Annotated in this window: 12 protein-coding genes; 4 read left to right on the plus strand and 8 right to left on the minus strand. The window is 60.1% G+C overall.

All coding sequences use genetic code 11. The features are described 5' to 3' along the window. Positions 1 to 232 precede the first annotated feature (232 nt). Positions 233 to 1321 (plus strand): calcium-binding protein, encoded by a 1089-nt coding sequence (locus EGN72_RS04345; RefSeq protein WP_127045429.1) that lies wholly within the window; start codon positions 233 to 235, stop codon positions 1319 to 1321. 4 nt (positions 1322 to 1325) lie between these two features. Here the strand turns inward: EGN72_RS04345 and EGN72_RS04350 are convergent, their stop codons facing one another. The 7 genes from EGN72_RS04350 to EGN72_RS04380 form a co-directional block, all read right to left on the minus strand. Next, positions 1326 to 2225, minus strand: a complete 900-nt coding sequence (locus EGN72_RS04350; RefSeq protein WP_233587025.1) for an alpha/beta fold hydrolase — start codon at positions 2223 to 2225, stop codon at positions 1326 to 1328. Between the two features lie 33 nt (positions 2226 to 2258). Beyond that, the gene (locus EGN72_RS04355; RefSeq protein ID WP_127045430.1) at positions 2259 to 2765 is read right to left on the minus strand and encodes a DUF1643 domain-containing protein; all 507 of its coding nucleotides are present in this window, start codon (positions 2763 to 2765) and stop codon (positions 2259 to 2261) included. Between the two features lie 228 nt (positions 2766 to 2993). Continuing rightward, complete coding sequence (gene pnp / locus EGN72_RS04360) at positions 2994 to 5126, minus strand: polyribonucleotide nucleotidyltransferase (protein ID WP_127045431.1); 2133 nt, start codon at positions 5124 to 5126, stop codon at positions 2994 to 2996. Between the two features lie 246 nt (positions 5127 to 5372). Then, positions 5373 to 5711 (minus strand): hypothetical protein, encoded by a 339-nt coding sequence (locus tag EGN72_RS04365; protein ID WP_127045432.1) that lies wholly within the window; start codon positions 5709 to 5711, stop codon positions 5373 to 5375. 189 nt (positions 5712 to 5900) lie between these two features. Further along, positions 5901 to 6272 (minus strand): pyridoxamine 5'-phosphate oxidase family protein, encoded by a 372-nt coding sequence (locus EGN72_RS04370; protein ID WP_233587026.1) that lies wholly within the window; start codon positions 6270 to 6272, stop codon positions 5901 to 5903. A 78-nt stretch (positions 6273 to 6350) separates the two neighbouring features. Continuing rightward, the gene (locus EGN72_RS04375; RefSeq protein ID WP_127045433.1) at positions 6351 to 7277 is read right to left on the minus strand and encodes an alpha/beta hydrolase; all 927 of its coding nucleotides are present in this window, start codon (positions 7275 to 7277) and stop codon (positions 6351 to 6353) included. After that, positions 7278 to 7979: a DUF4336 domain-containing protein gene (locus tag EGN72_RS04380; protein WP_127045434.1), complete on the minus strand. Its 702-nt coding sequence runs from the start codon at positions 7977 to 7979 to the stop codon at positions 7278 to 7280. Positions 7980 to 8053: 74 nt separating this feature from the next. On the opposite strand from EGN72_RS04380, the gene EGN72_RS04385 reads away from it, so the two are divergent. Further along, positions 8054 to 8722, plus strand: a complete 669-nt coding sequence (locus EGN72_RS04385; protein ID WP_233587027.1) for a TetR/AcrR family transcriptional regulator — start codon at positions 8054 to 8056, stop codon at positions 8720 to 8722. 38 nt (positions 8723 to 8760) lie between these two features. Here EGN72_RS04385 and EGN72_RS04390 read toward each other — a convergent pair whose 3' ends face one another. Beyond that, positions 8761 to 9417, minus strand: a complete 657-nt coding sequence (locus tag EGN72_RS04390) for a peroxiredoxin (RefSeq protein WP_127045435.1) — start codon at positions 9415 to 9417, stop codon at positions 8761 to 8763. 200 nt (positions 9418 to 9617) lie between these two features. Here EGN72_RS04390 and EGN72_RS04395 point away from each other — a divergent pair, with 200 nt between their 5' ends. Continuing rightward, complete coding sequence (locus EGN72_RS04395; protein ID WP_127045436.1) at positions 9618 to 11063, plus strand: aldehyde dehydrogenase family protein; 1446 nt, start codon at positions 9618 to 9620, stop codon at positions 11061 to 11063. 382 nt (positions 11064 to 11445) lie between these two features. After that, positions 11446 to 13416 (plus strand): FAD-dependent oxidoreductase, encoded by a 1971-nt coding sequence (locus tag EGN72_RS04400; RefSeq protein WP_127045437.1) that lies wholly within the window; start codon positions 11446 to 11448, stop codon positions 13414 to 13416. The last annotated feature ends 67 nt before the right edge of the window (positions 13417 to 13483 follow it).

Genomic DNA, 13483 nt, shown 5'->3' on the forward strand with positions numbered 1-13483 from the left:
TTCGTCTGGACAAAGTCGGCGCAAGACATCCTTACCCGCGAACGCCGCGCGCTGGACAAACTCGATGAAATTCGCGGAAATCGGTAACAAGCGTCAGACTCAGAACACTAGCTTTGGCAGCATTTTTGTGCCATGATAAAGGCGGATAAATACAATCACGTCAAATCGTTAACAGCAAAATTGGTTAACGCGCGAGACGAAGATTTTGTCTGTAATCGAAAGGGCAATCGCCGTGCTGGGACTTTTGGGTTTATTTGGTGCGCTTTTCGGCGGCTTTGTCGCAGATGGCTTTTTGGCAGCTACGCAAAAAGCAAACGGCGACGAAACTGACAATGAGGATGCGACGGATCAGACCACGGACGCGGATGGCGACGCCGAGGAGGCTGTCGACCTGCTGCATATGGTGATGCCGTCTTACATCCCCACCGCGCATGTTGACGTGCCAGACCCTTCTGCAACGCCCGATCCTGAAACCGAAAGCAGTGATATTCCGCCGCCTCCGCCAGTAGATATCGAGCTGACGGGTGAGGATGGCGATGATGTTTTGACTGGAAACGCCGGAGCAGATACCGTTGTTGGTGGTGCAGGTAATGATTTGCTTGGTGGGCGTGATGGTGACGATTTGATCGAAGGCGGTTCGGGCGAAGATTACATCGACGGCGGGGCGGGCAATGATACCGTTTCGGGCGGGGATGATAATGACGTCATGCGCGGCCATGATGGCGATGATGCCATGCGTGGCGGTGCCGGGAATGATTCACTCACCGGCCATATGGATGATGATGCCATTTACGGTGATGATGGAGACGACACACTTCTGGGCGGTTCCGGTGACGATACGCTGGATGGTGGTAATGGGGATGACTGGCTGGCAGGCGGTTTCGGCAATGATGCGCTGCACGGCGCGACCGGGTCAGACACGCTGGACGGCAACAACGGCAATGACACGCTTTGGGGGTTCGACCCGAACGATCCCAGCGGCGATGATGTCGACTTCCTGAATGGTGGCGAAGGTGACGATACCCTGATGATCGGCGCGGGCGATTATGCCCATGGCGGCATGGGTGCTGATACTTTCACCATCGGCGACTGGATCGGTGAAGGGGAATATGCACATATCACCGATTACAACCCGGACGAGGATGACATCGTGGTGCTTTATGATGCAGCCGCACATCCCAATCCGCTGGTGGAACTCGTGACGGAAGAAGGGTCGGATGATGCCACGGTGCTGCTGGACGGCATCGCTCTGGCCACCATTGCAAATGGGGCGGGCCTCAGCCTTGATGCGCTGACCTTGCTGCCGTCTAACAGCCTGTAAACCGCTAACCCCTGCCGTTTTGAAAAAACGGCAGAAAGGCCGAAAGAACTGCCGCCGGGTTTTCCTCCATGACGAAATGCCCACTTTCACAGACTGCAGAAGTCACCTCCGTGGCCCAGTTGCGCCAGATTTGCGCAGGGTCGCCGGTGCGCGCGGGAAAGCCATGGTGCCCATACAGAAAATGCAACGGGGCTGTAATGCGGCGGCCTGCATTGCGATCTTCTTCATCATGGCGCCGGTCGGTAAAGGCCCCGGCCCGGTAATCCGCGCACATGGCATGAACCCGCGCCGGGTCGCGCGCTTGGGCACGATAGCTTTCCAGCGCTTCCGCCGGAAAAACCTCCAGCGATTTGGACAGTGTCCAACTCGCCAAGGTCCAATCGACATAGGCAACCGGATCGGCATTGATCATCCGCTCTGGCAAAGGCGCAGGCTGGGCCAGAAAGGTCCAGTGATAGGCTGCCATCGCCATCTCTGCCCCCCATGCTGCCCAATAATCAGCCGTGGGTGCAATCTCGATGATCCCCAGCCGTGACACCAAAGCCGGATGATCCAACGCCAGCCGATAAGCCACGCGCGCACCCCGGTCATGCCCCAGAACCATGGCTTGCGGGATCGACAGCGCCGCCATCAAACCCGCAATATCGCGGGCCATCTGCCGCTTGGAATAGGCGTGATGCCCGGCATCATCGGCGGGCGCATCGCTTTGCCCATAGCCGCGCAAATCAGGGATGATGACCTGAAAGGCCTGCGCCAGTTGCGGGGCCACCTTGGCCCAACACATCCCGTTCTGCGGATAGCCGTGCAAACAGATCAACGGTTGCCCCTGCCCCGCCACCTGCACCGACAGGCGCAGATCACCACAGTCGACCATCATCCGCTTAAACCCGGCGATCTCGGCCATTCTAAACCTCCTCAGGGGTGCAGACCCAGGGCCTTAAACCCACGGCTCGGGTTGTCTGTCATAGGCAATATAAAGCGGATGCTTTGGCTGTCCAAATTTCGTCAGACCCAACTGATAGAGCGGCACCCCCAAGGGCCGCAACAAGCCCTCCACCGCCACACCCCGGTCTAGATGGGCACCATGGCTGCCCCATGCGCAAACCAACCGGTCCGCCCATGCCGCCGCCGCCAAAATCGCCGCATCATTGCCCGCGCCCACCGGGTCCGCCTGCGCCCGCATCACCCGCGGGTCCGTGGCCCGATAGGCAAAGATATTCACCACCCGAAACGCACCATAGCCCAAAGCCCGCGCCCGCCGCTCGCAGCGTTCCACCGTCGGGTCATTCTGCACCTCGGTCGCGGTCGAAGGGTTCAACATCACAAACGCAATCTTGCCCCCCTCCACATCCCAAACCCGCGTCAGGGCATAGCGATAGGCCTCACAGTCGGAATACTCGGCCACGCTTTCCGCATCGCCTTTGGTGAACCGCTTGATAATCATTCCCGCCCCCATCTTCCGCCTGCAACCCTACGAAATCCGCAACGCAAACAGAACCACCCTCATTTCATCTATTCAAAAATATCCCGGGGGTCATTGCATTGCAGCGCAATGCAATGTAGGGGGCAGCACCCCCCTTCTTACCAAAAAGGCTTATGCCGTAGGCATTCCGCCGGATACGAAAAAGGCCCCGGCGTTTCCACCGGGGCCTTTTCCATTAATCCCGAAAGATCACGCTTCGGCAGCAGCCTCGGTGATCTCTTCGCCGGTTTCCTGGTCCACCATCTTCATGCCCAGGCGAACCTTGCCGCGATCGTCAAAGCCCAGCAGCTTTACTTTCACTTCCTGACCTTCTTTCAGCGCCTCATTCGGGTGCTGCAAACGCTTGTTGGCGATTTGGGACACATGGACCAAACCGTCACGCTTGCCAAAGAAGTTCACGAAGGCGCCGAAATCGACCAGTTTCACAACCTTACCGGTGTAAACCTTGCCTTCTTCCGGCTCTGCCACGATCGACCAGATCATGTCATAGGCCTTCTTGATCGCATCGGCGTTGTTGGATGCGATCTTGATCACGCCATCATCGTTGATATCAACCTTGGCACCCGACACTTCGACGATCTCGCGGATCACCTTGCCACCCGAACCGATCACTTCACGGATCTTGTCGGTGGGCACGGTCATGGTTTCGATCTTCGGTGCATAAGCGCTGAACGCCTGTGCCGAGGTCAACGCCTTGGCCATTTCGCCAAGAATGTGCATCCGGCCATCCTTGGCCTGTGCCAGCGCTTTTTCCATGATCGCGGGTGTGATGCCTGCAACCTTGATGTCCATCTGAAGGCTGGTGATGCCGTTTTCGGTGCCAGCCACCTTGAAGTCCATATCGCCAAGGTGATCTTCGTCACCCAGGATATCGGACAGGATCGCGAACTTGCCATCCTCTTCCAGAATCAGACCCATCGCCACGCCAGCAACCGGGGCTTTCAGCGGCACGCCTGCATCCATCATGGACAAGGAGCCACCGCAAACCGATGCCATCGAGGAGGAACCGTTGGATTCCGTGATCTCGGACACCACGCGGATGGTGTAGGGGAAATCAGTTGCCGCAGGCAGAACGGCCTGAAGCGCGCGCCATGCCAGCTTGCCGTGACCAATCTCACGACGGCCGGGGGGGCCAAAGCGGCCCACTTCGCCCACCGAATAGGGGGGGAAGTTATAGTGCAGCAGGAAGTTCGACTTCGACGTGCCAGTCAGCGCGTCAATGAACTGCTCATCCTCGCCGGTGCCCAAAGTGGTGACAACCAGACCTTGGGTTTCGCCACGGGTGAAAAGCGCCGACCCATGGGTGCGCGGCAGGATACCGGTTTCCGACACGATCGGGCGGATGGTGGTGGTATCACGGCCATCAATGCGCGGTGCGCCGTTGATGATATCGCCGCGCAGCACGCTTGCTTCCAGCTTCTTGATCGCGGCGCCAAGGTTGTCGTCGGCAAGATCTTCTTCCGACAACGCGGCCTTGATCGCGTCAACAGCGGCAGAGATTGCGGTGGTGCGCTCTTGCTTGTCGCGGATGGCGAAGGCGGCGCGCATGTCTTTTTCACCAGCGGCTTTCACGCGGGCATAAAGCTCCGAGTAATCCGGCGGGGTGAAATCAAAGGGTTCTTCCGCGCACTCTTCTGCGAAATCCATGATCAGGTCGATCACGGGCTGGATGCTGTCATGCGCGAATTTCACCGCACCCAGCATTTCGGCTTCCGACAGCTCATAGGCTTCGGATTCCACCATCATCACGGCGTCTTTGGTGCCTGCCACAACCAGATCGAGCCGCTGCTCGGGGTTGTTGCGCAGGTTCATCATGTCGTCGCAGGACGGGTTCAGCACATATTCGCCATCGACAAAACCAACACGCGCACCGGCAATCGGGCCCATGAAGGGCGCGCCGGAAATCGTCAGCGCCGCAGAGGCTGCGATCATCGCCAGCACGTCCGGCTCATTTTCCAGATCGTGCGACAGAACCGTGCAGATCACCAGAACTTCGTTTTTAAACCCATCGACGAACAGCGGGCGGATCGGACGGTCGATCAGGCGCGAGGTCAGGGTTTCTTTTTCCGACGGCCGCGCTTCGCGCTTGAAGAAGCCACCCGGAACTTTACCAGCAGCGTAATACCGCTCTTGGTAGTGAACTGTCAGAGGGAAGAAGTCCTGGCCCGGCTTTTGCGATTTCGCAAAGGTCACGTTGGCCATGACAGAGGTTTCGCCCAGCGTGGCGATGACCGAACCATCAGCCTGACGGGCCACTTTACCCGTTTCCAGCGTGAGCGTTTCACCGCCCCATTCGATCGATTTTTTGGTTACATTAAACATTCATCGTTTCCTATATGGAGGCATCCCGGCGTTCCGGGCCCCCCGTTGCATAGCGGCCCCATTGCCGCCGCCCCCTATCCTTTGCATGTGGCCGGGGGCAGGCCTCACGTCACAGATGTGGCGCGCATACAGGAAAACGGGCCGTTTGGGAAGGGGCGCGCGATGGCTGGGGCTGCGGGCGCGGCGAACACGCGTTCCATCCCGCCAATTCCGCGTGCAAGGCGTGGCATCAACGGGGGCCTGCCTTTACAGCGTGATCTTGCCCGCGTGCCAGCCGGTCAGAAACGCCTCGATGCTGGGGGCGAGCAGACTGTGCCTATCTTCCATTCCGTAAAAGGCCCAAAGGCCCGCCTGCCCTTCGCGGAAACAAAAACAGATCCCATCCACGCCCGCGTAGCCGATCACCAGATCGGGGTGATCTTTGCTTTCGTATATGTCCTGAACCGGCAGAACCAATGGTGTGTAGCTTGCCGCATCAAAGACGCCGTCCTGATAAGACTGGAAATATTCGGTGCAGGCCGGAGCCCAGCGCTTGGCGGTTTCTGGCGTAAGCGCTGGCCGATTTTCGTAAGGGGAATGGGACATTCGCAGCCACTTTCTGACGGGTCTCGCAAGCGCTAAGGCTTGCGAGGATTTGCGTCAAGGCATTGGCCCCAAATGAACGGTTTAAAACACCACGACCCCCTGATCGCCCACATCCGGTTTTTCATCGCTCAGCTTTGCCTTGGCCAATTCGTAGAAAAAGCTCAGGCTGCTGGTGGTGGTCAGCGACAGTTATGCCTCACGCGGGGTGAAGCACAGAAGGCGGACATCGGGGTCGGCTTTGCCGCCTTCGAACCAGCTATCGGCGACAAAGCTCCACACCTCATCCAGCGCTTCGCGGTCGGCAGAAAGGGCCAGCGTGCCGTCAATATCGGCATAAAGGCCTTGGTCATTGTCGGCGATAACAAGCTGCGCCTCGCAGGGGCCTGCGGCGACACCTTGGGCCAGATCGGTGCCTTGCGCCGTGATGAACCAGATTTTCCCCGGTATATCATCATCGACACGGGGCGACATGGCGACAAGCCGCCCCTTGCCCTTGAGGCCAAGCATGCCGGTGCGCACGTCCTCCATCCGGTCCCAGAACTCTGCTTTCAGGTCTTTCATCGCGCTTACTCCTTTGCGTGGGCTTGCGGATATAACGCGACGGGGCGGGTTTCGTTCCCTTTGCGAAAGATGGTCGGCTTAGCCCAGCTTTCCATCCACCGCCTCTGCGAAACGGGCGCAGAGATAGGCCAAGGCACGTTGACCGGGTGCAGAGCGGGGGGCGAACACCTCTGCCCCGTGATAGGCACCGGGGGTGATCTGAAACGCGGTGGCGACACCAGCGGCGCGCAAACGGTCAAAATAAAGCGTATTCTCAGGGCAAAACAAATCGCAATCGCCCACCATGCCCACAGCGGGCGGCAGGCCAGACAAATCGGCGGCGCGGGCGGGCGCGGCATAGGCGCTGGCTGCGCCGCCCCCAAGATAAAGGCCCCACGCCAGACGGTTCTTGGCAAGGCTCCATGTCAGGGTAGACGGATCTGCGCCGGTGCCGGTGCAACGATCATCCAGCATCGCGGCAATCGGGAATTGGCAGGCAATGCGCGGCCCACCCTGATCGCGGACCAGAAGGCAGAGCGCGGCTGCCAACCCGCCCCCCGCGCTTTGGCCCATCACCATGATCTGGTCGGCGCTACCGCCAAGCTGTTCGGCATGTTGCGCAGCCCAGTGCAGGACATCGCGGCAATCGTCCAGCGCTGCGGAAAACGCGGCCTGCAACGCGCGGCGATAGTGGGGGGCAATGATCACGCAGGGCCGCGTGGCCATAAGCCGGGCAAAAAGCGCATAGTCCTGCTGCGGCGTGCCGATTGCATAGCCGCCACCGTGCAGATGCAGCAGGATGGGCAGGCGGCCCTCGGCCTGTTTGGGGCGCAGAACCTCGGTGCGGATGGTGCCGCCGCCGCGTCGCGGCACCTGAACCCGCTGATTGATCATGCCTTTCGGCACTTTCCAACCCGTGGCATAGGCCATCAGATGCATCATGCGCAGGCCCGTGACCGTATCGGGGATGGCTTTGACAAAGCGGTAAGCCGCCGTCTTTGCCGTGGGGTCGACCTGCGCCGCCATTCAGGCCAGACCCGCGCCAAGCCAGCGAAACGCCTGGCGCAAGACCGGCGTGGCCCCCGTTTGCAGCGGCGGGCCATGGGCGATAATCAAACGCTCTGGCTGCCATGCCAAAACCTGTGCCGCTGCTTTGCGAGCGGCGGGCCTGTCGCGAAAGGCCAGCCGGAATTTGCGCGGAACGGCAGGCGACGCTTCGGTCATCAGGTCCAGCCTGGCGACAAGGCGGCGCCACCCGCTGAACCAGTCGCGCGGCAATTGCTGTAGCAGGTCGGTGAAAATAGCCGTGCCGCTGGCGCGGTGGAAGAACACGACCTCGGTTGTGATGGCATTGCCCCAAAACACCACCTGATCCAGCGCCCCCTGCCAATCAGCAAGAGGCGCATCGGTCAATTCAGTCGCAAAGGGGATATCGGGGCGGGCCTGCGAAAGTTTTGGCGCGGCGTGAAAAGCAGCGCCCGGATAGGCCGTGCGCCATTCGGTCAGAAAGCTGTCATGTAGCGCATTGGGGGCCACCACATGCTGCAACGGCCCAAGTGCGGACAGCGCTGCTGCAAGCCCGTCCGAAAGCGCGACAGGCGACCAGATAAACAGCCCGCCCTGCGGCAAGCGGATCACGGCCATGCGGGTTGGATAGCAAAAACCCAGCGCCGCCGTCAGCTTTGGCCCCTCAGCCAGCCAGATCTCTGGCCCGAATTTGGTCAGCATCGCCGCCCCTTTCGATCACGCAACAGATTGCCGGATCAAATTTATACTCGTGTATAAATTATACAAGAGTGTAAATGCTTGCGGTTGCACCGGCAAAAGCGCAATCTGCCGAAATTGGGCCATGGCGGAACGGAGCGGCTTTGTCAGACGAAGGCCGAAAAGACAGATCGCGCAGCCAGATCCTTGATGCTGCCTATGCTGTGTTTGGGGATCTGGGCTATGACGCGACCCGCGTTGCCGATATCGCCAAACGTGCGGGGCTGACACGCAAGACGGTCTATAATCTGTTCACCTCAAAAGAGGCGCTTGCCGAAGACCTGATCGCCCGGAATGAAGCGATGGCCGAACCGCTTTACCGCGCCCGGATTGATGGCGGAGAGGATGCGCTGCACCTGCTTGAAACCATTTTGCTGGACAGTGCAGGCTGGTGTATCGCCAATCCCAATATCGCCCCCCTTGCCCTTGCCCCGAAAAAACGACCCGGATTGGCCCCGCCTGAGGGTAGGCCAAGCTTTCAGCGGATCGTGCGCGACACGATTGCGCTGGGGCAAATGCAAGGCTTTGTTCGCAACGATGAAGATGCCGATTTCATGTCGATGCTGCTGCTGGGCATTTATGCGCAAGCGATGATCACGGTTCTGGCGGGCCACCCCTATGACCCCGATCAAATCCGCCGCATCATCCGGTTGCTGGTGCAGGGCATCGGGCCAAGGGTGGGGCGACGGCACCTAACGCGCAAATAAAAAAGGCCCCCGCCTGTGTCGAGGGCCTTTTCGCTTCTTTACTTCGGCGCTTTGGCGTAGCGCAGATACGGCAGCTTGATATCCAGCTTGCCGAATTTTTCTTCGGCGGCTTTGTCGTCCAGCGACAGGGCCACGATCACATCTTCGCCCGGCATCCAGTTGGCCGGTGTGGCAATGGCAACACCATCTGTGGCTTGCACCGCATCCAATGCACGCAGAATTTCGGCAAAGTTGCGACCCACGCTCATCGGATAGGTCATGGTCAGGCGGACCTTCTTGTCCGGCCCGATGATATAGACGCTGCGCACGGTGGCCGTGTTGGCAGGCGTGCGGTTCGCGCCGGGCAGGTAGTAATCGGCGGGCAGCATGTCAAAGGCTTTGGACACGGTCAGCGAGGTATCGTCGATGATCGGGAAATCGGCAGGCGCACCGGCAACGGCGGCAATGTCTTTTTTCCATTTCACATGCTCTTCCACCGAATCGACCGATACACCCATCACCTTGGTGTTGCGCTTGGCAAATTCCGGGGCAAGTTGGGCGACCGCGCCAAATTCGGTTGTGCACACCGGGGTGAAATCGCGCGGATGGCTAAAGATGATGGCATAGCTGTCACCGACCCAGTCATGGAACTTGATGGTCCCTGCCGTGCTTTCGGCGGTAAAATCGGGGGCGAGATCGTTGATGCGCACTGACATTGTAGTCTCCGGTTTGTTTGCGTTGGCCTTGACATATGCGATGTTTCGCATGTTTGCACCCCCCTGCGACAGATTGGCCGCAAAAGAAAACCGCCTTCCGCAGCGTTGGGATAAGGCAAACCGTTTTCCCACACGCGCAGGCCTTGCAGGTCCGCCGTTCCGGTGCCACCTTGCACCCGAACCTGTATTCGGAGGCTAGCATGCTCGACAAACGCCAATTCTACATCAACGGCAAATGGGTCGCCCCTGCTGCGCCACGGGATTGCAATGTGATCAACCCCTCGAATGAGGAGGTTTGCGCCGTCATCTCGCTGGGCGACAAGGCCGATACCGATGCCGCCGTGGCCGCCGCAAAAGCGGCGTTTGACAGCTGGTCGGTGACACCCCCGGCAGAGCGGCGGCGTGTGGTCGCCGGTATTCTCGCGCAGTATGAGGCGCGGGCCGAAGAGATGGCGCAAGCGATCAGCATTGAAATGGGCGCCCCGATTGATATGGCGCGCAGCGATCAGGCGCCTTGCCTGCCGTGGCATTTGCAAAACTTTCTGACCGCCTTTGACGAAATGGAATGGGTGCGCCCGCTGGGCCCACACGCCCCCAATGACCGTATCGCGATGGAGCCGATTGGCGTCGTGGGGCTGATAACGCCGTGGAACTGGCCGATGAATCAGGTCACGCTGAAGGTGATCCCGGCGCTGCTGGCAGGCTGCACCTGCGTGCTGAAACCGTCAGAGGAAAGCCCGCTGTCCTCGATGCTCTTTGCCGAGTTTTGCCATGATGCAGGCGTGCCTGCCGGGGTATTCAACCTTGTGAACGGCGATGGCATGGGGGTCGGGTCGCAGCTTTCCAGCCACCCGGATGTGGAAATGATTTCCTTCACCGGGTCGACCCGCGCTGGCCGTGCGATTTCGGTCGCGGCGGCAGAGACGCTGAAACGGGTGACGCTGGAACTGGGCGGGAAAGGCGCGAACCTGATCTTTGCCGATGCCGATGAAAAGGCCGTAAAACGCGGCGTGCTGCATATGATGAACAACTCCGGCCAAAGCTGCAACGCGCCCAGCCGGATGCTGGTGGAACGCAGCATTTATGACAAGGCCGTGGAAATTGCGGCAGAGGTCGCAAATGGCATCAAGGTCGGCCCCGCAGACCAGGAAGGACGCCATATCGGCCCGGTGGTGAACCGCCGCCAATGGGATCAGATTCAAGGCTATATCCAGAAAGGCATTGATGAAGGTGCGCGGCTGGTCGCGGGTGGCCCCGGCCTGCCGGAGGGGATGAACAAGGGCTTCTATGTGCGCCCGACCGTGTTTGCCGATGTGAAACCCGGCATGACAATCGAACGCGAGGAAATCTTTGGCCCCGTGCTGTCGATCATCCCGTTTGAAACGGAAGAAGATGCAGTGCGTATCGCCAATGATACCCCCTACGGGCTGACGAATTACGTCCAGTCCGGCGACGGCCCACGCCGCAACCGCCTCGCCCGCCGCTTGCGGTCTGGCATGGTCGAGATGAACGGCAAAAGCCGCGGCGCGGGCTCGCCCTTCGGGGGCGTCAAAGCCTCGGGCCGAGCACGCGAAGGCGGGCATTGGGGGTTAGAGGAGTTCTTGGAAGCCAAAGCGATATCCGGCTGGGATTCTGACGCCGAGTGAAAAGGGGGGAGCTATTGAAAGGGGCATCGAACCCCTTTCAATAGCGCTGCCGCGGCGCTTGAACCGGCAAATTCTCCTCTGGCGAGGGTTGGAGCCTCCGGCGGGGATATTTTTGCCGAAAAGAAAGCGATGGCGCGCTGCCATTTTCATCTATTTCTAAATATCCTCGCCGAAGGCTTCCACAGCACCGCTTGGTGCCACTATGTGATTTGACGACCGATCTTAGCATTCCATGGAAATGCCGCCGGGGCGGGTTCGATGCCCGCCCCGGCGGCCCCGCCTTCCCGAAGGATGTGGCGCTATCTGACATTGAGTTGTCGCAAGGCCGACTCACCCATGATCACCGCTCAGGTCTAAGCTTGCCGGAACGTCGGAGGCTGCCATGACCCAACACCCAAAGCTTTTGTCCCCTTTGCAACTGCGAGGCCACAGCCTGCGCAATCGGATCGTTTTTGGGGCGCACACGGCGAATATGTCAAAGGATGGTTTGCCGGGCGCGCAATTCGGTGCGTATATGTTGGAACGCGCCCAAGGGGGGGCCGCGATGATCGTGGCGGAGCCGATGCCTGTGCATCGCACTGGGGTGCTGACACGTGGCAATTTCCGTCATGCGTCTGATGCCATCATCCCGCATTTCCGCGCCATAACCGAACCTGTCCGCGATGCGGGGGCCGTCATCTTGCAGCAACTTTACCACATCGGCGCGCATGGCGATTCCGATCTGTCATTCGCCCCGCATTGGTCGCCCTCGGGCCATCCGTCGTATCATGACAGTGACGGCTCTCATGCCGTGACAGAGGCCGAGATCGAGGAGTTGATCGCGGCCCATATCGCTGCCGCCCGCCGATGCCGGGAAGCCGGCTTTCAAGGCGTCGAGGTTTGGGCGGCCTATCACTCACTGCTCGATCAGTTCTGGACGCCTTGGTCCAACACCCGCACCGACCAATGGGGTGGTAGTTTGGAAAACCGCACCCGGCTGTCGCGCCGCATCATTGAGGGTATTCGCAAAACCTGCGGCGAAGATTTCATCATCGGGCTCGCGGTGTCCACCTCCGACAGTTACGATGTCATGCTCTCCACTGAATCCCTGTGCGAGATTGTGGCCCTGCATGATGCCAGCGGCGATGTCGATTATGTGACCTGCGGCCATGGTGGCTATCTGGATTTTGAACGCCTGATGCCGACCTTCCTGTTCCCGGAAAAGCTGACAGCGCCGGTGACAGAGCATCTGAAAGCCGCCGTCACCCATGCCAAGATCACGTCGGAGGCGCATATTCGCACGCCAGAGAACGCCGAAAATGTGATCGCTTCGGGGCAGGCGGATCTGGTGTCGATCGTGCGGGGGCAGATCGCCGATCCGCACTTGGCGCGAAAGACCGCCGAAGGGCGGGCCGAAGATGTGCGCGGCTGCATTTCCTGCAATCAGATGTGTTGGGGGCGGCGGTCGCGGGACTACTGGATTTCCTGCCTCATCAATCCCTCGGCGGGGCGCGAATGGGAATGGGGCTCGGAACCCTTTGCCAAGGCTGAAAGCCCCAAGGACATCCTTATCATCGGCGCAGGACCGGCCGGGTTGGAGGCCGCGCGGGTGGCGGCAGAACGTGGCCACCGCGTCCATATCCATGAGGCCAGCGCGCAGATCGGTGGGCAGTTCCGACTGGCCGGGATGCAGCCGCGCCGCGCGCAGATCCTTGACCTGATGGATTGGTACGAACGCCAGTTCACCAAACTCGGCGTGACGCTGCATCTGAATTCATACGTTGAGGCCGAAGACCTGCCCGCCGCCGATCATACGATCATCGCCACAGGCTCCTTACCCGACGAGTCTGGCCGCCAGCGGTGGAACCCCGCGCCTACGACCTTGCCGGGGGTGGAAAACGGCCATGTTTACGCCCCGGAACAGGTGATGCGGCGCGAGGCCAAGCTGGGCGATACGGTTGTGGTCTATGACGAAGGCGGCAATTGGCGCGGGGTCGGCACAAGCTGGCATCTGGCCGAACAGGGAAAGCGGGTGATCCATGTGACGCCGGATGCCTTTGTCGGCAAGGAAATCGCCCGCACTTCGGCCGATATGCCCGCGCGGCAGCGGTTGGCCAAGGCGGGCGCGCGCCTGATCACCGAACATTGCATCATACGCTGGCATGGCAATGGCATCACCCTGCGCAGCTTTCTGACGGGAGAGGAGGAAACCATCGCCGCATCCGCGCTTGTGATGGCAACCACCAATCAGGCCTTTGACCCTTTCCCCGAAACCTTGCCGGGCCACAGCCTGCACCGGATCGGCGATTGCACCGCCCCGCGCACAGCACCCTATGCCTTTCATGATGGGCGCAAGCTGGGTTTGATGCTGTAACGGTCGCGACCCTGTTGCCAGTGCCGGGCGCGCGAGATTAGGCTGCGGCTATTGAGCCAAAGGACTA

The organism is Pseudorhodobacter sp. E13 (assembly GCF_003991405.1).
In the GTDB taxonomy this organism is placed as follows: Bacteria; Pseudomonadota; Alphaproteobacteria; order Rhodobacterales; family Rhodobacteraceae; genus Pseudorhodobacter.